At 72.2% G+C, this 20324-nt stretch carries 18 protein-coding genes and 1 pseudogene; 11 read left to right on the forward strand and 8 right to left on the reverse strand.

Annotated elements, in window-relative coordinates:
• Positions 1-4: 4 nt before the first annotated feature.
• The 4 genes from MKK60_RS28230 to MKK60_RS28245 form a co-directional block, all read right to left on the reverse strand.
• Positions 5-538, reverse strand: a complete 534-nt coding sequence (locus MKK60_RS28230) for a Dps family protein (protein WP_147729700.1) — start codon at positions 536-538, stop codon at positions 5-7.
• Between the two features lie 182 nt (positions 539-720).
• The gene (locus MKK60_RS28235) at positions 721-2295 is read right to left on the reverse strand and encodes a murein L,D-transpeptidase (protein WP_243989375.1); all 1575 of its coding nucleotides are present in this window, start codon (positions 2293-2295) and stop codon (positions 721-723) included.
• 612 nt (positions 2296-2907) lie between these two features.
• Entirely contained in the window at positions 2908-5127 is a 2220-nt protein-coding gene (locus MKK60_RS28240) for a TonB-dependent siderophore receptor (protein WP_243989360.1), read from the reverse strand.
• A 353-nt stretch (positions 5128-5480) separates the two neighbouring features.
• The gene (locus MKK60_RS28245) at positions 5481-5720 is read right to left on the reverse strand and encodes a DUF6894 family protein (protein WP_147728815.1); all 240 of its coding nucleotides are present in this window, start codon (positions 5718-5720) and stop codon (positions 5481-5483) included.
• Between the two features lie 413 nt (positions 5721-6133).
• Between MKK60_RS28245 and MKK60_RS28250 the strand changes: the two genes are divergently transcribed.
• Positions 6134-7213, forward strand: a complete 1080-nt coding sequence (locus tag MKK60_RS28250; protein ID WP_243989361.1) for an acyltransferase family protein — start codon at positions 6134-6136, stop codon at positions 7211-7213.
• Between the two features lie 92 nt (positions 7214-7305).
• The gene (locus MKK60_RS28255) at positions 7306-7596 is read left to right on the forward strand and encodes a hypothetical protein (protein WP_409567468.1); all 291 of its coding nucleotides are present in this window, start codon (positions 7306-7308) and stop codon (positions 7594-7596) included.
• A gap of 10 nt (positions 7597-7606) precedes the next feature.
• Here the strand turns inward: MKK60_RS28255 and MKK60_RS28260 are convergent, their stop codons facing one another.
• Positions 7607-8164, reverse strand: a complete 558-nt coding sequence (locus MKK60_RS28260) for a DUF4337 domain-containing protein (protein WP_147729230.1) — start codon at positions 8162-8164, stop codon at positions 7607-7609.
• Positions 8165-8323: 159 nt separating this feature from the next.
• Between MKK60_RS28260 and MKK60_RS28265 the strand changes: the two genes are divergently transcribed.
• Positions 8324-8908: a DUF2059 domain-containing protein gene (locus tag MKK60_RS28265; protein WP_243989362.1), complete on the forward strand. Its 585-nt coding sequence runs from the start codon at positions 8324-8326 to the stop codon at positions 8906-8908.
• A gap of 27 nt (positions 8909-8935) precedes the next feature.
• Here MKK60_RS28265 and hemA read toward each other — a convergent pair whose 3' ends face one another.
• A complete protein-coding gene (hemA, locus tag MKK60_RS28270) occupies positions 8936-10234 on the reverse strand; it encodes a 5-aminolevulinate synthase (protein ID WP_147843966.1) in 1299 nt (432 codons plus the stop codon).
• Between the two features lie 398 nt (positions 10235-10632).
• On the opposite strand from hemA, the gene MKK60_RS28275 reads away from it, so the two are divergent.
• The 3 genes and pseudogenes from MKK60_RS28275 to MKK60_RS28285 all read left to right on the forward strand — a co-directional run bounded on the left by MKK60_RS28275 (position 10633) and on the right by MKK60_RS28285 (position 14875).
• Complete coding sequence (locus tag MKK60_RS28275) at positions 10633-10839, forward strand: hypothetical protein (protein WP_147843962.1); 207 nt, start codon at positions 10633-10635, stop codon at positions 10837-10839.
• Positions 10840-11201: 362 nt separating this feature from the next.
• Positions 11202-12491, forward strand: a complete 1290-nt coding sequence (gene murA / locus MKK60_RS28280) for a UDP-N-acetylglucosamine 1-carboxyvinyltransferase (RefSeq protein WP_147843963.1) — start codon at positions 11202-11204, stop codon at positions 12489-12491.
• A 226-nt stretch (positions 12492-12717) separates the two neighbouring features.
• Positions 12718-14875: pseudogene (locus MKK60_RS28285) on the forward strand (methyl-accepting chemotaxis protein).
• 260 nt (positions 14876-15135) lie between these two features.
• Here MKK60_RS28285 and MKK60_RS28290 read toward each other — a convergent pair.
• Positions 15136-15459, reverse strand: a complete 324-nt coding sequence (locus MKK60_RS28290) for a hypothetical protein (RefSeq protein WP_405041724.1) — start codon at positions 15457-15459, stop codon at positions 15136-15138.
• Between the two features lie 290 nt (positions 15460-15749).
• On the opposite strand from MKK60_RS28290, the gene MKK60_RS28295 reads away from it, so the two are divergent.
• The 4 genes from MKK60_RS28295 to MKK60_RS28310 are packed head-to-tail and all read left to right on the forward strand — an operon-like array spanning position 15750 to position 18598.
• The gene (locus tag MKK60_RS28295) at positions 15750-16184 is read left to right on the forward strand and encodes a DUF2948 family protein (RefSeq protein ID WP_243989363.1); all 435 of its coding nucleotides are present in this window, start codon (positions 15750-15752) and stop codon (positions 16182-16184) included.
• Between the two features lie 38 nt (positions 16185-16222).
• Positions 16223-17518: a histidinol dehydrogenase gene (hisD, locus tag MKK60_RS28300; RefSeq protein ID WP_243989364.1), complete on the forward strand. Its 1296-nt coding sequence runs from the start codon at positions 16223-16225 to the stop codon at positions 17516-17518.
• Between the two features lie 13 nt (positions 17519-17531).
• Positions 17532-18056 carry a UPF0262 family protein gene (locus MKK60_RS28305; protein ID WP_243989365.1) on the forward strand — a complete coding sequence of 175 codons (525 nt, stop codon included), beginning with the start codon at positions 17532-17534 and terminating at the stop codon, positions 18054-18056.
• Between the two features lie 56 nt (positions 18057-18112).
• Positions 18113-18598, forward strand: coding sequence for a low molecular weight phosphatase family protein (locus MKK60_RS28310; protein ID WP_147727383.1), 486 nt, complete (start codon positions 18113-18115; stop codon positions 18596-18598).
• Positions 18599-18797: 199 nt separating this feature from the next.
• On the opposite strand, the gene MKK60_RS28315 is transcribed toward MKK60_RS28310, so the two are convergent.
• Positions 18798-19661: a C40 family peptidase gene (locus tag MKK60_RS28315; protein ID WP_243989366.1), complete on the reverse strand. Its 864-nt coding sequence runs from the start codon at positions 19659-19661 to the stop codon at positions 18798-18800.
• Between the two features lie 284 nt (positions 19662-19945).
• Between MKK60_RS28315 and MKK60_RS28320 the strand changes: the two genes are divergently transcribed.
• Positions 19946-20299, forward strand: coding sequence for a hypothetical protein (locus tag MKK60_RS28320; RefSeq protein WP_147727385.1), 354 nt, complete (start codon positions 19946-19948; stop codon positions 20297-20299).
• Positions 20300-20324: the final 25 nt, after the last annotated feature.

Genomic DNA, 20324 nt, shown 5'->3' on the forward strand with positions numbered 1-20324 from the left:
GAGATCAGTGGCCGCCCTCGGTGGCGTTGCGGGTCGACTCGTAAAGGAACCAGGTGCGCTCCTCCGACTGGTCGATCCACTCCTCGAGCAGCGAGGTGGTCGAGACGTCGTTGGCCTCGTCGGTGACCTCGTGCAGCTCGCGCATGTTGGCGGTGAGCGTCTTGTTGTCGTCGCGCAGCTCGCGCAGCATGTCGAGCGGCGAGACGTACTCCGCGTCGTTGTCGGCGACGCGGGTTAGAGACTTCGCCTGGCCCAGCGACTTCAGCGCGGTGCCGCCGATCTTGCGGGCGCGCTCGGCCACGTCGTCGATGATCGCGAAGATCTGCTCGCCCTGCTCGTCGAGCAGCAGGTGGTAGTCGCGAAAGTTCGGGCCGCTCATGTGCCAGTGGAAGTTCTTGGTCTTGATGTAGAGCGCGAACAGGTCCGAGGTCAGGACCGCGAGGCCCTCGGCGATCTTCTTGGTGTCGGCCGGGTCGAGGTCGGTCGGGGTGTTGAGGCGATCGCTCTCGATGCGAGTGATGGGCTTGGCCTTCGCCATGGTGGTCGCTCCGTTTGGGTCTGTCGGGGGCGAACGCCGGGCGGCCGCCGCGACGGCCCCGGCATCCCTCACCCGGCAGAATGAGCGGTGGCGGCGATTGTTCCAGGGCCGGCCCGCGGCGCGGGGCAGGGGTGCCGCTGGTGCACAGGCTGGAACCATTCCAGGCGGCGGCGCGGGTCCGCTCAGTTCGGGATCGCGCCCGGCGGCCGCGGGGCCGGCCCGTCGCCGAGCTGCGTCGCCTGCGGCCGCGGCGCCGGCCGCGCGGGCGCGGGCACGGCAGCCCGGGGCGCGACCGCCGGCTTGAGGTCGGCGGCCACCGGCGGGCGCTGGTCGGGCTTGGCCGGGCGGATCGTGGCGCGCGGCGCGATCGCGCCGGTGGCGGCCGGCTCGGTCGCCGCCGAGGGCACCGGCCCGCCCGGCGTATCCAACCCGTAGATGTCGTCGCGGAAATGGACGCGGCCGTCCGGCGTGGCGTAGCCGGTGAGGTAGACGAAGGTGACGGGGACGGGCTTGACCAGCTTGAGGTCGCGGCGCTCGCCGTCGGCGATGCCGGTCTCGATCTCGATCGGGCCCCAGGCCGAGCCCGGCCCGTTCGGCCCCTCGACGCCCTGGAGCAGCCAGCCGACCAGCTCCTTGACCCCGCCGACGCGGACGCAGCCGTGGCTGTGGAAGCGGACGTTGCGGGAAAACAGCGATTTCGAGGGCGTGTCGTGCATGTAGACCGCGAAGCGGTTCGGCATGTCGATCCGCACCTGGCCGAGCGAGTTGTCGAAGCCGGAATCCTGGCGCAGCGTGTAGGCGACCGCCTTCTCGGTGTTCCAGTTCACCGCCGTCGGGTCGACCTCGACGCCGCCGGGGCCGAGGATGCGGATGTGGTTCTTGGCGAGATAGCCCGGCTCCTTGCGCATCCGCGGGATGATCTCGTTCTTCACCACCGAGACCGGCACCGTCCAGGTCGGGTTGAAGTTGATGTCGGTGATCCGGGTCTCGACGCTGGGGGTCGCCTTGTCGGGCTTGCCGACCACGGCGACGTAGCGGCGCGCGACCTGGCCGTTCTCCACCGCCTCGACGGTGGCCGCCGGGATGTTGACGACGACGTAGCGCTCGCCGAACGGGAACTTGGAGCCCATCAGCCGCGCCGCCGAGGCCGCGAGCTGGCGCTGGCGGACGGAGGCCGGCACGTTGAGCGCGGCGATCGTCAGCCGGCCGATCAGCCCGGATTCCGGCAGGCCGTGGCGGGCCTGGAACGCCGTCACCGCCGCGATCAGCGGCGGATCGAGCCGGTCGCTCGGGGGCGCGTCTGCGGGCAGGTCGCCGGTGAGCGTGAGGTGGTGGCGCAGCGCCGGGATCGCCGGGTTCGACGCGCCCGGCTTGAACACCGTGCTCTCGGGCACCGGCGCCCAGCCGCCGGCATCGGCGAAGGCCTGGTACAGGTCGGCCGCGCGCAGGGTGTCGGTGAAGGTCTTCTGCGTCAGCGTCGGGCGCGGGTCGGCCGAGACGGTGGCGTAGACCAGCTCCGGCTCGGGCCTGCGCTTCCCCGCCTCGCGGGGCGCCGCCTCCGGGGCGGCGGCCGCGAGCGGTGCCGGCGCCGGCACGCCCTGCGGCGCGGATGGCGGCACGGCGGGCAGGGCGGGCGCGGGCTGCGCCGGGGCGGGCATCGCGGCGGGCGGCGGCGCGCCTTGCGCGGCCGCGGCGCTCAGCGCGGCGGCGAGCGCCAGCGGCGACAGGCCCGCGCGCAGGAAGGCGGCAGAGAACATCACGCAACCCCGATCTCGGCCCCGCGACCGGGCGGTTCCGAGCCGGATCATGCCGGCCCGATGGTTACCGATCCCTTGTGGCCGCCCGAGGGTTCGGCCCCCATCGGCTTGGCCGCGCGAGGGTCACGTTCGATGCGTTTCAGATCCGCGGAAGATCTGCCGACCGCCCGTATGGTCGGCGCCCGATGCGACCCTCTCTCCACCGCTCATACGTTCCATCGTTCGCGGCATCGAAGCGTGCCGATCGGCCATGACGGGCTGAAGTCTCTCGACAGGAGCGAGATCGGGCTGTCGCCGTCCCAAGCGAGCACTTCGTCCTAGCGACCGAGGTCCTGGCGAACGAGGTCCTGGCGACCGGGAAGGATCAGGCCGCCACGGTTGCGGACATACGGCCGATGCCGACGCGACCGCGACGGTTTCAGGCCGAGACGCTGCGCGCTTCAGGAGTCGAGCGAGGCGGAGGGGGCGTGGTGGCTCGGGGGCAGGCCGATCTCGGGCGCGTCACGGCCTCGCCCACACGTCGTTTCGAGTGCAGGCCACCATGCGGACTTCGGTCGTCGTGTCGGCGCTGCGCGCGGCGTGTCGATCCCCGACCGCCGGAGGCGAGCCTTCTCACCACCGATAGATCAGGCTGCCGATGACCGTTGCCGGCTGGTTGAAGTTGCAGAAACCGAACGAACAGGTCGTGTAGTTTCGGTTGAAGATGTTGTAGCCGTTGATCTGCGCGCGGAAGCCTTTGTACTTCGGGTCGAGCGCGGCGAAGTCGTAGGCAACGAGGGCGTCGTAGAGCGTCACGGCGGTATTGCGCACGGTGTTCTGATCATCCGCGTAGCTTGAGCCGATGTAGCGGATGCCGCCGCCGATCTGCAGCCCGCGCAAGGCCGAGGCGGGCGGGAAGGCATAAGTCAGGAACGACGCGTAGGTGTCGCTGGGGATGCCGGAGACGCGGTTCCCGTTGAGGGACTCGCCGGCAAACGAGGTCGAGTTCACGAACCGGATGTCGACATGCGTGTAGGCGATGGTCAGGTTCGTGCCCGGCGCGAGGTTGACGGTCGCCTCGGCCTCGAAGCCCTTCGAGCGTACGGCACCGCCAGCGGTCTGGAACGCGATGTTGCTCGCGTCGGGGATCAGGATGCTCGACTGGTTGATGTCGAAGCCGGCAAACGCCGTCTGGATGTTGGTCCCGGGAATCAGGTACTTCACCCCCGCCTCGATCTGGTCGCCCGTGGCCGGCTTGAACGCCTGTCCGTTTCGGTCCTGGCCGACCTGCGGGGTGAAGGTCGTGGCATAGCTCGCGTACGGAACCAGCCCTGGCGCCAGAACGTAGCCCAGGCCGACCCGGCCGGTGAAGGCGCTGTTGTCCTGGCGCGAGACCGCGCTGTCGGGCGTGGCGTAGTTGTCCTGGAAGACCCAATCGTGGCGCCCGTTCACGGTCAGGATGAAGTCGCCGAACTTGGCCTGATCCTGCAGGTAGACGCCGACCTGATCCTGGGTCTGGCGCGAGGCGGACCCAAGAGGCGGCGTCGCGATGAACTGCTGGCCGTAGTTCCGGGTGGTGAGGTTCAGGTCCGGGGCGAGGCCGAAGCCGAAGCGCGCGCTCAGGCTGTACCGGGCGTAGTCGACGCCGCCGACCACGGTGTGGGCGACCGGGCCGGTGGCGAAGCGCGCCTCCAGCTGGTTGTCCAGCGTCTGCTGCACCAGGCCCTCGCGGATATAGCCGGTGTCGCGGGTGCCGATCGTGCGCGCGTCGTTGACGTTGTTGATGTCGACGTACTTCGCGCTGAGGAACAGCCCGTAATGCCGGAAGTTCTGGCGGAAAACCAGGTCCGGCGTGAAGAAATGCTCGAAGGCGTAACCGACCCGATACTGAGTCTGGTCGAGGCCGATGAAGCGCGGATCGCCCTGGTAGAAGTTGGACACCCGGAAGCCCGGGTCGTTGTAGAAGAACGTCGCCGCCGGCGTGTTGGTGACCTGGAACTCGCTCAGGAACGTGAACGTCGTGTCGGCCGACGGCTTCCAGGTGAAGGCGGGCGCGATGTTGAGCTGGTCGTCGTTCGTGCCGAGGCCGATGAAGGTGCCGGCCTCGCGGCGTACGCCGGTGAGGCGGTAGGCCATGGTGCCGTCCGAACCCTCGACCGGGCCGCCGACGTCGAAATTGCCCTGGAAGCGTCCGAAGCTGCCGGCTTGGAACTGCACCTCGCCGAACGGCACGAAGACGGGGCGCTTGCTCGTGATATCGAGGATGCCGCCGGGCGACCCGAGGCCGTAGAGGCCGGAGGCCGGGCCGCGGAGGATGGTCAGCGCCTCGGCGCCGTAGGGCTCGCTTTTGGGAAAGGCGAAGCCGCTGCCGATCACGCGCAGGCCGTCACGATAGATGCCCTGGTTGGTGAGCACGTCGAAGCCGCGGATGAAGATCTGATCGAAGCGCGGGTCGAAGCCCGACCGGGCGGAAATGGCGCCCGGGACGTAGTTGACCGCGTCGGTGAACGTCTGGACGTTGCGGTCGTTCAGCTGCTCTCGGGTGACCACCGAGACCGATTGCGGGGCCTCGATCAGCGGGGTGTTGGTTTTGGTGGCGGCCGTGGCGACGCGCGCGGTGTAGCCGGTGATCCCGGAGGGGCCGCCACCGCCGCCGCTGGTGGCGGCCGTGCCGCCGTCGCCGGCGCTGACGTTGAGGCCGCCGGAGCCGGCCGATGCCGGCGCGGCGTTGCCGGGTCCCACCGCCTCGACCGAGATCTCGTTGAGCTGAACGGTGCCATCTTGTGCCACCACGGGACCGGCGAGGATTGTGGTGGTGAGAAGGACGGGGAGGAGCGAGGAGCGGTGGGACATGGATCACGCTGGCGCGCGCTCGGACGAGCGCAGTACCCGTGTGATCGTCCTTCACGGATCCGCGAGCAAGCCAAAAACGTGTTATAGATCGAGCACTTAAAACGGTTCAAATCTGAAAATATTCTAAATTCAAAGTGGGCAAATGCCCCTCGCCGAGGCCGAGGCGCAGGGCATCCGAGAGGGTTCGGGCCGTGAGCGACCTGCGCCGCGCCCGCCGGCGCGAGCCGAGCGAGCGGGGGAGGAAATCGAACGTCGGCTTTCAAGCGCCAAGCCGACTTCCGTTCATCGCCCGTCGCGGCCTTTCACAGGGTCAAGCTGCGCGCGCAGGCCTTTGGTCGGCGCAGGCGCCGAGGTCAGCGCAGGAGCCAGGTGCCGACGAAGGCGAGGGCGGCCGAGTAGACGGCGTATCCGTCCTCGTCCGTCACGACCACGGTGATGGTCTGGCGCTCGCCCTCGGCCGGGCTCTCGTCGACGGCGATGGCGGGCAGCAGGCGCTTGGCCTGGAGCGCGGCGGCCTGCACGTCCTCGCACAAGGTGCCCACGTCGTCGCGCTGGTGGAAGCCGTCGTGGATGTCGAAGAAGTAACGGGGCACAGGCTGTCCACGCGTGGAAGGCGGGAGCGCATCCGTCTCTCAGGCGCGGAGCGCCGAATACTGGGGCCGCGATGGCAGAATCGTATACATCCCGACCGGGACGGCAACCGCGCGAGTGTCGCATGCAGCGGCGGCGCACGAACCGGCCGATGTATTGGCCCGATCCCCGTGCGGACGGTGCGATAGCCTCGCGGAGATTCGCGCGCCTCGTCCCTCCTTTCCCGACCCTGGCGTGAGCCGAGGCCCACCCTTCCCCCACGAAAGGGGAGGGACGATGCGGCGCCCGCCTCCGGCGCCGGCGCGGATGGCGCGGACAGAAAATTTCCGGTTTCCTGCTTGTCCTGTCCGGCGATCGTCGAAAGATCCGCGAGGAGCCTGCCATCCCGAGCCCCACCGCCCCGGTCCCGCCCGCGATGCCCTACCTGCCGCAGCTCGACGGGGTGCGGGCGCTGGCGATCGCCATCGTCTACGTCGCCCATTGCGGGCTGAGCCACGTCGTGCCCGGCGGCTTCGGCGTCACGGTGTTCTTCTTCCTGTCGGGCTACCTGATCACCACGCTGCTGCGGATCGAGCGGGGGCGGACCGGGACGGTCTCGCTGCCGGCGTTCTACCTGCGCCGAAGCTTGCGCATCCTGCCGCCGATGTACCTGGCGCTGGCGTTGTCCGGCCTGCTCCACGGGCTCGGTCTGCTCGACTGGATGCCGGTCGACGCGGTGGCGGTGCTCGGGCAGGCGACGTTCCTGACGAACTATCCCGACCTTCTCGGCACCGAGCGGGTGCTGCCGGTGCCGCTCTGGAGCCTCGCCATCGAGGAGCACTTCTACCTGCTGTTCCCGCTGGCCTACCTCGCGTGGCTCGGGCGCCTGTCGCCGCGGCGGGCGGCCGTGGCGTGCCTGGCGCTGTGCGGTGCGGTGCTGGCGATCCGCGGCCTCAACGTGTGGCGGCTCGCCGACTACAGCCTGAACTACTCCTGGACCCACACCCGCATCGACGCGATCCTGTTCGGCTGCTGCCTCGGCCTGTGGAACAACCCGGTGATCCCGGCCGACCGCGCCTGGCGGCCGAAACCCTGGCACGTGGCGGCGGCGGGCGCCGTGATCCTCGCCACCCTCGCGGTGCGCGACCCCGCCTTCCGCGAGACCCTGCGCTACACCCTGCAGAGCGCGGCGTTGCTCGTGCCGTTCTCGGCGGCGCTTCAGGGGCGCGGATGGGTCGTGCGGGCCCTGGGCTCCGCGCCGATGCGCCGGCTCGGGCTGTACTCCTATAGCTTCTACCTGGTGCACCCGACGGTGATCGCGCTGCTGCTGCATCTGCGGCCGGGCTCGGGCCCGCTCGTGCTGATCGCCGCCGGCCTGGTGCCGACGCTCGCCCTCTGCGCGCTGATGCAGGTCGCGGTGGAGCGCCCCTGCGCCCGGCTGCGCCGGCGCCTGCTCGCCCCGTCCGGCCGGCCGCCGGAGCCGAGCCTCGCCGACCCCGTGCGCCGGGCGGCCTGAACCGCGCGGCGGCACGCGGCGTTCCTCCGGCACACCGAAGGAGACCGCCCGTGCGCCGCCCGATCGCAACCCGCCCGCCGATCGCCGCTCCCTTGCTTCTCGCCGTCCCCCTGCTGCTGGCCGCCGCCGGCCCGGCTCAGGCGCAGCGCGTCGACACCACGACGCTCACCTGCGCGCAGGCCCGCGGCGCCGTCGCCCGCGCCGGCGGCATCGTGCTCGGCACCGGCGGCCCGACCTACGACCGCTTCGTCCGCGACCGCAGCTTCTGCGCGGCGACCGAGGTGACGCGATCCGCCTACGCGCCGACACGCACCGACCCGAGCTGCTTCGTCGGCTACCGGTGCATCGAGCCGGGGTTCGACGACTGGTTCGGCGACCGGTGAGGCCGTCCCCTCAGTGGAGGAACGGCAGGGCGTGCGGCGCGAGGTAGCCGAAGCCGAGCAGCACCGCGCCGGCCGCGCCGAGCAGGCCGCCGGCGAAGACCAGGGCGACGATGCCGGTGATCACCTCGGCCGAGGCCAGCACGATGCCGATCTGGAAGGCGGCCGAGGCCAGCTCGTAATGGTGGTAGCGCAGCAGCGAGAGGTCGCGGTTGTTCTGCGCGGTCTTCGCCTTCTCGGCGAGTTCCTTGCGCCCCTCGCCGGTGGCGGGCTCGGAATCCCAGCGCGCCATCGTCTTCGCCCACTCGGCGCGCTTGGCCGCGATCGCGTCCTGGTTCGGCCCCGGCGGCACCAGGGCCACCGCCTCGTCGGCGGTCTTGAGCACCGTGGCGCGAATGGTGCGCGCCTGGAAGAACGCCCACTGGTTGGCCGCCTCGACGTTGGCGCCGATCGCGTCGGTCTGCGCCGCCTTGCCCAGCGTCTCGCTGAACGCGAGGAACAGCGCCAGCACCGAGATCAGCAGCGCGACGCGCTTGTTCGACGTCCCGCCCGCTCCGTGACCACCCGACATCCGCTCAACGCTCCCCGTTCGATTCGTGCGGGCGCAGTCACAGCGCATCCGGCGCGCGGATGCAACGCGGCCGAGCTTTTAGGCCGATCCGCCGGCACCGCCTATGCTTCGGCGCGGCCCGATTCGCGGCCGGCGGTTTTCGTCTCCGGAGGACGCGTGATGCGCATCGCCAGCCTCACCTTCATGGCCCTCGCCCTCGGGCTGGCGGGACCCGCCCGCGCCCAGGCGCCGCAGAAGGCGGTTCCCCAAGTCGCTCCCCAAGTCCCTTCCCAAGTCCCTTCCCAGGTCACGCCTCAAGTCACCCTCGATCCGGCCCGCCTGGCGGCGGCAAAGGCGGTGGTCGCCCGCGCCCAGGGCGATCGCGACACCACGCTCCAGGCGATGACCGCGCCGATGACGGCGATGGTCCAGCAGATGGGGCTCAAGCAGCCCGATCGGGCCAAGGTCATGGTGCAGGAGGTGATCATGCCGATCCTCTCCGAGCATTACGACGAGCTGCTCAACCTGCAGGCGATCTCGTTCGCGGCCGTGCTGTCGAAGGCGGACCTGGAGGCCATCGCCGCGTTCTACGACACGCCGGCCGGCCGCAACATGGCCAAGGCGCAGCCGCAGCTGGCCCAGGCGCAGCTGACGGGCATGCAGCACTGGATCGGCAGCTTGGCCGGCGAGATGCAGGCGAAGCTCGCCGCGACCGCCGAGGCGCACGGCTGGGTGCCGGGCGGGAACAAGCCGAAGCCGAACTGAGCCTCCGGCTCTTCCGGCGGCGCCTGCCTACTCCGCCGCCTGCGCGAACACCGTGCCGGCGCGCGGCAGGTCGAGGGTGTCCCAGGTTTCGACCAGCGCCGCCGTCAGGGTGGCGATGCGGGCGGCGTCGTGGAACGGCGAGGGGGTGATGCGCAGGCGCTCGGTGCCGCGCGGCACCGTCGGGTAGTTGATCGGCTGGATGTAGATCGCGTGGCGCTCGAGCAGGTGGTCGGCGGCCGCCTTGCACAGCTCGGCGTCGCCCACCATCACCGGCACGATGTGCGTCTCGGTGGCGAGCACCGGCAGGCCGGCCTCCTCCAGCGCGCGCTTGGTCGCGGCGGCCTGGCGCTGGTGCGCCTCGCGCTCGGCCGTCGAGCGCTTGAGGTAGCGCACCGAGGCGCGCGCGGCGGCGGCGATCGCCGGCGGGATCGCCGTGGTGAAGATGAAGCCGGGGGCGAAGCTCCGCACCGCGTCGCAGAGCGCGGCCGAGCCGGTGATGTAGCCACCGACGCAGCCGAACCCCTTGGCCAGCGTGCCCTCGATCACGTCGACCCGGTGCATCACGCCCTCGCGCTCGGCCATGCCGCCGCCGCGCGGCCCGTAGAGGCCGACCGCGTGGACCTCGTCGAGGTAGGTCATCGCGCCGTACCGCTCGGCGAGGTCGCAGATCGCGCCGATCGGCGCCACGTCGCCGTCCATCGAGTAGACGCTCTCGAAGGCGATCAGCACGTTGCGGCCGGCCGCCTCGACCAGCAGCGCTTCCAGGTGCGCGAGGTCGTTGTGGCGGAAGATCCGCTTCTCGCAGCCCGCGTGGCGCACGCCCTCGATCATCGAGTTGTGGTTGAACGCGTCCGACAGGATCAGGCAGTCCGGGATCAGCTTGGCGATGGTGGAGATGCCGGCCTGGTTCGAGACGTAGCCCGAGGTGAAGACCAGGCCCGCCTCCTTGCCGTGCAGGTCGGCGAGCTCGCGCTCGAGGTCGACCAGCGGCGAGTTGTTGCCGGCGATGTTGCGGGTGCCGCCGGCGCCGACGCCGCAGCGCTTGGCCGTGTCGGTGAGCGCGGAGACCACCTCCGGGTGCTGGCCCATGCCGAGGTAGTCGTTCGAGCACCACACGGTGATCTCCGAGGTCGCCCCGTCCGGCCGGCGCCAGTTCGCGATCGGGAAGCGGCCCGCGATGCGCTCGATGTCGGCGAACACCCGGTAGCGGCGCTCGCCGTGCAGGCGCTCCAGCGCGCCGCGGAAATGCGCCTCGTAATCCACCCGCCGCGCCGCGATCTGGCCCTGCACGGAGCCCGGGCCGCGTTCGGAACCGTGCGCGTGCATGGGGGCCGGTGTGGAGGCGGGCCGGGTCTCGGGCATGGATGTCCTTGGGGGCTGGCCGGGCGTCGGATGCGCCGAGGCGCGGGATCGTCGTCGGCCGGGCCTGTTCGGGATGCGGGAAGGCGCGGCCGAGGACCGGTACGGTCCGGCGCGCCCGATCGCGCATCGGGTGGAGAGGAATCCGGCGGCGTCGCGTGGCGCCGTCGGACCGGAAGATACAGCCGGATCTGGAATCGGTTCAAGGTGACGGGGCGTCATCCCTGCCTTGCAGGCCGACGGGGGGCCGCCGCCGGCATTCGAGCGACCCTTTGAACGCCGCCGGGGCCATCGCCCCGACGGATGGATTGTGAGGTGCCGGCGGACGATCTAGGAGTCGAAGGCGACGATGGGTCGCGTGACGCATGACGACGAAGAACGACGAGGCCCGGGCCGCCCGCCTCAAGGCGGCCCTGCGCGAGAACCTGCGGCGGCGCAAGCGCCAGGTCCGCGGCCGGGGCGAGCCGGCGGGGCAAGAGGCGGCGCAGGAGGAGGGGCAGGCCGCGGCGGAGGACGCCGCCGAGCCGCCGGACGACCGCGACCCGGCCCCGTCGGACGCGCCGTCGTCGTAGGCGGCACGCGAGGCATCGGCGCTGCGTCTGCAGGCCGAGCCCGTCGAGCCGCCTCTTCCGCGACGCCTCTTGGATGAGGCGAGACATGTTTCGCCGGGCTCGGCAGGGGCCTGCGTCCCGTCGCCGGGCCGGGTCCTTCCCGGATCGTCCGGGGCGAAGCGGAAGGGGCGGCGCGGATCGGCGCCGCGATGCTCCCGCCTCCGAGGCCGGCCTGCGAACCGAGCAAAGACCCGGCGCGCCGGCGCGGTCCCCTTTCGGACAAAACTCGCCTATAGGCTGCGCTCGAGCATGGGCGGCGAGCGCCCGAGGGGCAGGGCCGGCGGCGCGCGGGACGAAGCGCGGCGCGTGAGGATCACGAGACCATGGACCGCATCCACATCACCGGCGGCGTGCCGCTCAACGGCACGATCCCGATCTCGGGGGCGAAGAACGCCGCCCTGCCGCTGATGATCGCGAGCCTGCTCACCGGCGACACGCTGGAGCTCGCCAACGTGCCGCGGCTCGCCGACATCGCCGCGCTGACGCGGATCCTCGGCAACCACGGCGTCGACCACATGGTGGTCGGCAAGCGCCCGGGGCAGACCACCGAGACGGGCCAGACCATCCGGCTCACCGCCTCCAACGTCATTGACACCACGGCGCCCTACGAGCTGGTCTCGACCATGCGGGCGAGCTTCTGGGTGGTCGCGCCGCTGCTGGCGCGCTTCGGCGAGGCCAAGGTCTCGCTCCCCGGCGGCTGCGCCATCGGCACCCGGCCGGTCGACCTCCTGATCATGGCGCTGGAGAGGCTCGGCGCGCAGATCGAGATCGATGCCGGCTACGTCGTCGCCAAGACCAAGAACGGCCTGCGCGGCGCCGAGATCGACTTCCCGAAGGTCACCGTCGGCGGCACCCACGTGGCGCTGATGGCGGCCTCCCTCGCCTACGGCACCACGGTGATCTCCAACGCCGCCCGCGAGCCGGAGGTGGTGGATCTCGCCGACTGCCTCACCAAGATGGGCGCCCGCATCCAGGGCGCCGGCACCCCGCGCATCGTGATCGAGGGCGTCGCCCGCATGAACGGCGCCCGCCACGAGGTGCTGCCCGACCGGATCGAGACCGGCACCTACGCCATGGCGGTGGCGATGACCGGCGGCGACGTGGTCTTGGAGAACACCCGCGCCGACCTGCTGCATTCGGCCCTCGACATCCTCTCCACCACCGGCGCCGAGATCACCCAGGTTCCCGGCGGCATCCGTGTGCGGCGCAACGGGGCGGGAATCGCGGCGGTCGACGTGACCACCGACCCGTTCCCGGGCTTCCCCACCGACCTGCAGGCGCAGTTCATGGCGCTGATGACCCTGGCCAACGGCCAGTCGCAGATCCGCGAGACCATCTTCGAGAACCGCTTCATGCACGTGCAGGAGCTGGCGCGCCTGGGCGCCCGGATCCGCCTCGAGGGCGACCTCGCCATCGTCGAGGGCGTCGACCGCCTCAAGGGCGCGCCCGTGATGGCGACCGACCTGCGCGCCTCGGTGTCGCTGGTGATCGCGGGGCTGGCGGCGGAGGGCGAGACCCAGATCAACCGGGTCTACCACCTCGACCGCGGCTTCGAGGCGCTGGAGGCCAAGCTCGCCCGCTGCGGCGCGCGGATCGAGCGCGTGCGGGCCTGAATCGCCCGCCGTATCGAGCGCCCGCCCGCCTGCATTCGCGCGGCGCGGGCCGGGCCCGGGCAGTCGAGCGCGGGCGGATGCGGCTGCGAAGACCGCCGATAATCCCAATCGATACGGTTTTATAGAATCGTCGTCTTGTCTTGTGCGGCTCGCGCGAGCAGGGAATCTTAACGCGCGCCCGCCTAAGGACCGGCTCAAGCTCTCCGAGCATTTTCGAGACGGATCGATGTCGGCATTCTCACGTCTCGAGACGCGCCTGCCCGCCATGACCATCGGGCTCGCGCTCCTCAGCGCCACGGCGATGGGCGGCTTCAGCTGGCACCAGGCCCGCGCCGGGCTGATGGAGGCGGCGCGCGAGCGGCTGCAACTTGCCGCCGACGCGCGGCGCGACGGGGTCGAGCTGGTCGCCGACCGGATGCAGGCCGACTTCCTCACGGTGGCGGCGCACCCGCAGGTGGTGTCGAACGTCGCCGACCTGATCGAGACCCTCGACCCGTCCAAGCCCGACTATGCCGGCCTCCTGGCCGCCTTCCGGGCGCCGGAGACGGCGGCGGCGCGCATCGCGCTCGACGGCACGGCGACCAACACGATGTACGGGCGCCGGCACGCGAAGGTGCAGGAGGTCGCCCGCAAGCTGCTGGCGCAGGCGGGCTACGCCGACCTGATGGTGCTCGATGAGGGCGGGCGCATCGTCTACACCACCACCAAGGGCGAGGATTTCGCGCGGCCGGTCTCCGATCCGGCGCTGCGGGGAACCGGGCTGGCGCGGCTGTTCGAGCGCCTGAAGGCCGCCGACCCCGAGGCCGCCCTGTTCGAGGATTTCGCGGCCTATCCGGTCGATGCCGGGCCCTCCGCCTTCATCGGCCGCGCGGTGACGAAGCGCGCCAACGTCGCCATGGGCACGGCGCAGGCGGCCGAGCGCATCGGCTACGTCGTGATGCGGGTCGGGCCGGCCCTGTTCGATCCCACCCTGTCGAAGCGCACCGGCCTCGGCGAGACCGGGCAGACGCTCTCGGCCGGCGCCGACGGCCTGCTGCGCACCCGGCCGCCGCTGAACCCGGACGCCAAGGCCGGCAGCCCCCTCGATGCGCTTGGGATCGCCCCGGCCCGCCTCGCGGAGGGGCGGCCGTTCGACTTTTCGGGCGCGGACGGCCGGCACCTGGCGGCGTCCTCGGTCGTGTCGGTGCTCGGCGCGCCCTGGACGGTGATCGCGGAGCAGAGCCTCGACGAGGCGATCGGCGCCGTCTCGACCCTGTCGCGGACGCTGGCGCTGGTCGGGCTCGGGGTGCTGGCCCGGCACCGCCATCCTCGGCCTGCTGCTGGCCCGGTCGATCGCGCGGCCCCTCGGCGCGCTCACCGCCGCGCTCAAGGCCCTGGCCGCCCGGCAGGCGCTGGAGCAGGTGCCCGGCAGCGGCCGGCGCGACGAGATCGGCGACATCGCCCGGGCGGTGGTGACGATCCGCGACGTCTCCCTCGAGGAAGCCGCGCAGCAATTGAAGACCACCGAGGCGGCGCGCCTGCGCGAGGCGCAGGCGCGCCGCGCCCTCCTCGGCGACCTCGCCGAGCGCTTCGAGCGGTCGGTCGGCGGCATCGTCGCGCGGGTCGCGGGCTCGGTGGCTGGCCTGCAGGTCGCCTCGGGCGGCATGCGCGACGCGGTCGCGGGCACCTCGCAGCGGTCGAGCAGCGTCGCGAGCACCGCCCACGAGACCGCCCGCAACGTCAACACCGTCGCCGCGGCGGCCGAGGAGCTCGGGGCCACGGTCCAGGAGATCGGGCGGCAGGTCGAGCAGGCGGCGGAGATGTCGGACGGCGCGGTGCGCGAGGCGGCCCGCACGCAGGCCGCCATGGATGCGCTGGCTGCGGCCGCGACCCGGATCGGCGACGTCGTCGGCCTGGTCTCGACCATCGCCGGGCAGACCAACCTGCTGGCCCTGAACGCCACGATCGAGGCGGCGCGGGCGGGCGAGGCCGGCCGCGGCTTCGCGGTGGTGGCGGCCGAGGTCAAGGACCTCGCCGCGCAGACCTCGCGGGCGACGGAGGAGATCGGCCAGCAGATCGCCTCGATCCAGGCCGCCGCGGGGGAGGCCTCGGGGGCGATCCACGCGATCACCGGGCGGATCGACGCGATGAACCAGGTGGCGACCAGCATCGCCGCCGCGGTGGAGGAGCAGGGCGTGACGACCCAGGAGATCGTGCGCAACATGGGCCAGGCCTCGGCCGGCACCGGCGCCATGACGGCGGACATCGCCGCCGTCGCCCGCGCGGCGGACGCCGCCGGCACCGAGGTCGCGGCGGTGCTGCTGGCCTCCGAAGAGCTCGCCGACCAGTCGGCACGGCTGCGCGCCGAGATCGGCACCTTCCTGGCGGGCGTCCGCGCCGCCTGAGCGAAGCGGGCCGCCTTTCAGGACTCGGGCCGGCTCCCCCTGGCCGGGGCGCGCCGATCGGCGACCGGGGGAGGGGACGCTCCGTCGCCCGCCCGCACCCGCATCCGTCGCGGCGTCAGCCTGGTGGGCGCGCCTCGGGACGAAGTCGCGGGGGGGATCCCGATCGACGGGCTTCCGAAGCACGAAGGGCCGCCCGACCCGGATGGCTGGACGGCCCCTCGAAGAGACGGACGGCTTCTCGCGATCCGGAAGCGCGCCGATCAGCGGCCGATGGCGCCGCGCTTGAACCCGAAGCCCGGGACTTCGCAGCCGCAGGACGAGTTGAACGGCGCCGGGCGGGTGACGCAGTTGCCGCGGGCGGTGACGCAGATGCTGCCGCCGCGGCCGCCGCGGAAGTCGTCGCGGCGACGGTCGTAGCGGTCCTCATCGTAGTCGCGGCGGCGCGGGCGATCGTCGTCGTAGCCGCGGTCGAACCGGCGCGGGCCGCCGTAATCGTAGTACTGGGCGCTCGCCACGGTCGCGCCGAGGGTCGTCCCAAGGGTCAGGGCGGCGATGGCCGCGAGGGTGAGGCGCTTCATGGTCATAAGGTGTGTCCGTCTCCGGTCCGAGGTCGACGTGGGGTCGACCGGGTGTCTACGCGGGGCTGCCTGAACGTCGGCTGAGGCCGGCGCAACGGCTGTCCGCCCGGCGGCCCCGACGCTCAACGCGCCAGACTGCGCATCGGCCGCCACAATCGTCCGGCATGGTGCACGGCCGCCGCCCCGCCCGCCCTCGGCCTGCGACGACGGCCTGCGGTTGCCGGAACCAGCCGGCCTCGCTACTGACGCGGGCGAAAATGTTTCCCGTGAAACCTCCTCCGGAGCGGCCCCCCGACATGGAGCTCCTCAAGCTCGCGGCCCTCGACGCCGAGGACCTCACCGTCATCTCCGCCCACCTTCAGGATGCGGTGCTGAACGTGGCCGACCTCACCTTCCTCGCCGCTGAGCACCGCTTCGTGCTGGCGCTGCGCCGGTTCGACTGGCAGGCGCCGGAGACGCCGCGGCGGCGGCTCGCCGGCCTGCATTTCGAGCGCGTGCTCGGGGTCCGCACCCGCGGCCTGACGCCGGGGGATGCCAGCTTGAGCCTGCTCGCGATCACCTTCGAGGAGACCGAGGCGCCGTCCGGCATCGTCACGCTGCTGTTCTCCGGCCAGGCCGCGATCCGCCTCGACGTCGAGTGCATCGAGGTGCGGATGAAGGATCTCGGGCCGGTCTGGGAGGCCGACAGCCGCCCGGGCCACGCGGCGCCCGCCGCCGGCCCGTCGGCCTGAGCCGTCGCGTCCCACGCCCTCACCAGAAGAAGTGCCCGATGATCCGCCTCGATAGCAGCGACCCGACCTTCGCGGACGACTTCGCCCGGCTGCTCACGGTCAAGCGCGAGATCTCGGAGGACGTCGACGAGACCGTGCGCGCCATCATCGCCGGCGTGGTGAAGGGCGGCGACGCGGCGCTGGTCGACTACACCCGAACATTCGACCGGCTCGGCGACGGCTTCGGCGCGTCCGCCCTGCGCGTCACCGCGGACGAGATCGCGGCGGCGCTCGAAGCCTGCCCGGCCGAGGCGCTGGAGGCGCTGCGCTTCGCCGCCGCCCGGATCGAGGCGTTCCACGCCGAGCAGGTCCCGGCCGACCGCCGGACCACCGACGCCCTCGGCGTCACCTCGGGCTGGCGCTGGACCGCGCTCGAATCGGTCGGGCTCTACGTGCCCGGCGGCACGGCGAGCTACCCGTCCTCGGTGCTGATGAACGCGATTCCCGCCCGCGTCGCCGGGGTGCCGCGGATCGTCATGGTGGTGCCGATGCCCGATGGGCAGTCGAACCCGCTGGTGCTCGCCGCCGCGCACCTGTCGGGCGTCCACGAGGTCTATCGCGTCGGCGGGGCGCAGGCGGTGGCGGCGCTGGCCTACGGCACCGAGACGATCGCGCCGGTGGCCAAGATCGTCGGGCCCGGCAACGCCTACGTCGCGGCGGCCAAGCGCCGGGTGTTCGGCCAGGTCGGCATCGACATGATCGCCGGCCCCTCCGAGGTGCTGATCCTGGCCGACGGCCACGCCAACCCGGACTGGATCGCCGCCGACCTGCTGGCCCAGGCCGAGCACGACGTCGCCGCCCAGTCGATCCTGATCACCGACAGCGCCGCGCTGGCCGAGGCCGCGGAATCCGCCGTCGAGCGCGCGCTCGCCACCCTGCCGCGCCGGGAGATCGCGCGGGCGAGCTGGCGCGACTACGGCGCGATCGTCCGGGTCCGCAGCTTCGACGAGGCGGTGCCGCTGGTCGACCGCCTGGCGCCGGAGCACCTGGAGATCGAGACGCAGGACGCCGAGGCGCTCTCGCGAAAAATCCGCAACGCCGGGGCGATCTTCCTCGGCTCGCACACGCCCGAGGCGATCGGCGACTACGTCGGCGGCCCCAACCACGTCCTGCCGACCGCGCGCTCGGCGCGGTTCTCGTCCGGCCTCGGGGTGCTCGACTTCATGAAGCGCACCACGATCCTGGCCTGCACGCCGGAGAGCTTGCGGGCGCTCGGCCCCGCGGCGATAACGCTGGGCCGGTCGGAGGGCCTCGAGGGGCACGCCCGCTCCGTCGCGATCCGGCTGAACCTTTGAAGGCACGCGCACGATGTCGGAGGTCAAGGGGGGTGGGACGGGGGTCGAGAAGCGGGTCGAGCCGGCCGGGAAGGGCACGGATCGCCTGATCGCGGTCACGCTCGACGAGGACTCGATCGGCCGCGGCAACCCCGACCAGGAGCACGAGCGCGCGATCGCGATCTTCGACATCCTCGAGGACAACCACTTCGCGATCCCGGGCCGCACCGGGCCCTACGCGCTCAACCTCGGGCTCGTCGAGAACAAGCTCTCCTTCGCGATCCTGTCCCCGACGGGCGACCCGGTGATGACCCACCTGCTGTCGCTGACCCCGTTCCGCCGGGTGATCCGCGACTACGAGATGATCTGCGAGAGCTACTACAACGCCATCCGCACCGCCTCCCCGACGCAGATCGAGGCGATCGACATGGGCCGGCGCGGCCTGCACAACGAGGCGTCCGAGACCCTGAGGGAGCGCCTCGCCGGCAAGGTCGACCTCGACCACGACACCGCCCGGCGGCTGTTCACCCTGGTCTTCGCCTTGCACTGGAAGGGCTGAGGTGGGCCTGCGCCGCCGACGCCCGCACCGGCACAGACGCTGAGAGCCCCCGCGCGATGGACGTCCTCGTCCCGCCTCCGCCCGGCGACCTCGTCGTGCCGCGCAAGCGCCGGGTCCAGTCGGTGCTGTTCATGTGCAACTTCAACGCCGTGCGCTCGCCCGCGGCGGAGGTGATCGCGCGCCACTACTTCGGCAAGTCGGTCTACGTGCAGTCGGCCGGGGTGCGCTCGGGCGAGCCGGTCGACCCGTTCATGGTCGCGGCGCTGGACGAGATCGGCATCGACGCCAGGAAGCACCGGCCCCGCACCATCGAGGAGCTCGACGAGTGGGAGGGGCTGAACTTCGACCTGATCGTGACGCTGGCCCCCGAGGCGCACCACAAGGCGCTGGCGATGACCCACACCCTGGCGGCCGACGTCGAGTACTGGCAGACGGCGGACCCGACCATCCTCCAGGACGCCTCCCGCGAGCAGCGCATGGACGCCTACCGCGACGTCCGCGACGGGCTGACCTACCGGATCAAGATGCGGCTGAAGGGGTAGGGGACGCGGCGCGGGAGGCTCCGCGGTCGATCTGGCGCTTCCCGGCCTCGCGAACCGATCGCAGCGCATCCCGCGCGAAGGTCTGCCGCGCTCACCTGTTTTGCCGGCAAAGCGCGGGGCCCCTGTCCCTTTCCGGAGAGGGGGCCCGTTCGGCGCGAGGTGGTCGACACGATCGGTGTGCGGCGGGGAAGTCGCGCCCTCACGCCTCCAGCCGGCGCATCCCGGTGATCGCGCCGTAGCTGTTGGCGGCGATCCGCTCCGCCGCCCGGCGCAGGGGCTCGACCGCCACCGCCATGTGATGGCCGTTGGCGTGGATCAGGGTGTCGGCGTCGAGCATCAGGCCGGTATGGCCGCGCCAGTCGACGAAGTCGCCGCGGCGCAGGCCGTCGAAGCCGATCGGCAGGGCGCGGCCGACGGCGCCGGCCTGCTGGTCGGCGTCGCGCGGGCAGGGCAGGCCGGCGAGATCGAGGCAGAGCTGGACCAGGCCCGAGCAGTCGAGCCCGAGGCTGGTGCGCCCGCCCCACAGGTAGGGCGTCCCAACCAGCCGCTCGGCGGTGGCCGCGTAGTCCGGCACCGTGCGGTCGAGGGGCGCGCAGTGGGCCGCGAAGACGAAGGCGTCGCCGACCCGGACGAAGTCGCCGGCCGTGTCGGCGACCGTTATCCGCGCCCCGAGCCCGAGATGGCCGAGCGCCGGGCGCTTCATGTCGGGGGCGGGGTAGAGGAAGCTGCGCAGGGCCGTCACCCGGTGGGTCGGGGCCGGGTCGGCCGGGCCGAGGCTCGCCGCCGGCAGGTAGCCGACATAGCCGTCGCGCACGAGCTGGACCCAGGCGAACCCGTCGCCGACCTCGTACACGGCGACCGCGTCGCCCATCACCGCCTCGGTCTCGAGCCCGGCCTCCGGTCGCGGCGTCCGGCGAAGCGGGGCGGCCGGGACCACGACCCGGCGCGGCTCGCCGGCGACGAAGCGCGCCGCCTCGACCGCGCCGCGCAGTCGGATGTCGGCGAGGTCCGGCCGGGCCGGCGTGGTGCGCGGATCGTGGTTGGCGGTCGGCGGGCTCGTCATCACGGCTCGGGGCTGCGGCTGTCTCGGAATCTGCGGGCGTCTCGAAGTGATGATCGCGGGCCGCGGTGACCGAACCACGCCCCGGGACGCGTCTCCCCCCGCGCCATTTCGACGCATCGTCGTGCCGCTTGAGACGGCAACTGCATCATGAATGCGCCAGCGCGCCCGCAGGATCGCGGCGCACCTCTGCCTGCCTCTTCGGCACGCCGGGGCATGCATGGCAGGACGGCGACGGCCTCGTTTTGATGCGGTGCACAATCGGTGCGAATCGGGTACGGTGGGCCATGACGAGCGCGAGCCCTGCCGTGAAGAAGTCGAAGAAGAGCTTTGCCGACCTGCCGCCGATCCGGGTCCGCCGCGAGCCGCCGACGATCGTCGAGGCGGTGACCGCCGCGCAGGACCTGTCCGACGACCTCGAGCAGCAGATCGAGATCGCCGCCGGGCTGATCGGCCTGCCCGCCGAGGAGGTCCGCCCGCACGTCGTCGCGGCGCTGCGGGCCAAGCCCGAGCGCGTGCCGGAGCGGATCATCGCCCAGGCCGGCCCGAGCCGGGCGCCGCGCACCGTCATCGTCGAGCGCCGCACCCGCCCGCCGGTGATCGTCGAGCGCCGCGGCCGCCCGCTCGATCCGCGGCGCTGACGGCGCCCGCGGACCGCCTTCGCGT

It is taken from the genome of Methylobacterium sp. J-092, assembly GCF_022829325.1.
GTDB lineage: Bacteria > Pseudomonadota > Alphaproteobacteria > Rhizobiales > Beijerinckiaceae > Methylobacterium.

Bases quoted from the DNA above. Each gene is read 5' to 3' on its own strand.
- MKK60_RS28230 (WP_147729700.1), bottom strand. From the start codon at position 538: ATGGCGAAGGCCAAGCCCATCACTCGCATCGAGAGCGATCGCCTCAAC.
- MKK60_RS28235 (WP_243989375.1), bottom strand. From the start codon at position 2,295: ATGTTCTCTGCCGCCTTCCTGCGCGCGGGCCTGTCGCCGCTGGCGCTC.
- MKK60_RS28240 (WP_243989360.1), bottom strand. From the start codon at position 5,127: ATGTCCCACCGCTCCTCGCTCCTCCCCGTCCTTCTCACCACCACAATC.
- MKK60_RS28250 (WP_243989361.1), top strand. From the start codon at position 6,134: ATGCCCTACCTGCCGCAGCTCGACGGGGTGCGGGCGCTGGCGATCGCC.
- MKK60_RS28260 (WP_147729230.1), bottom strand. From the start codon at position 8,164: ATGTCGGGTGGTCACGGAGCGGGCGGGACGTCGAACAAGCGCGTCGCG.
- MKK60_RS28265 (WP_243989362.1), top strand. From the start codon at position 8,324: ATGCGCATCGCCAGCCTCACCTTCATGGCCCTCGCCCTCGGGCTGGCG.
- hemA (WP_147843966.1), bottom strand. From the start codon at position 10,234: ATGCACGCGCACGGTTCCGAACGCGGCCCGGGCTCCGTGCAGGGCCAG.
- MKK60_RS28275 (WP_147843962.1), top strand. From the start codon at position 10,633: ATGACGACGAAGAACGACGAGGCCCGGGCCGCCCGCCTCAAGGCGGCC.
- murA (WP_147843963.1), top strand. From the start codon at position 11,202: ATGGACCGCATCCACATCACCGGCGGCGTGCCGCTCAACGGCACGATC.
- MKK60_RS28290 (WP_405041724.1), bottom strand. From the start codon at position 15,459: ATGACCATGAAGCGCCTCACCCTCGCGGCCATCGCCGCCCTGACCCTT.
- MKK60_RS28295 (WP_243989363.1), top strand. From the start codon at position 15,750: ATGGAGCTCCTCAAGCTCGCGGCCCTCGACGCCGAGGACCTCACCGTC.
- hisD (WP_243989364.1), top strand. From the start codon at position 16,223: ATGATCCGCCTCGATAGCAGCGACCCGACCTTCGCGGACGACTTCGCC.
- MKK60_RS28305 (WP_243989365.1), top strand. From the start codon at position 17,532: ATGTCGGAGGTCAAGGGGGGTGGGACGGGGGTCGAGAAGCGGGTCGAG.
- MKK60_RS28310 (WP_147727383.1), top strand. From the start codon at position 18,113: ATGGACGTCCTCGTCCCGCCTCCGCCCGGCGACCTCGTCGTGCCGCGC.
- MKK60_RS28315 (WP_243989366.1), bottom strand. From the start codon at position 19,661: ATGACGAGCCCGCCGACCGCCAACCACGATCCGCGCACCACGCCGGCC.
- MKK60_RS28320 (WP_147727385.1), top strand. From the start codon at position 19,946: ATGACGAGCGCGAGCCCTGCCGTGAAGAAGTCGAAGAAGAGCTTTGCC.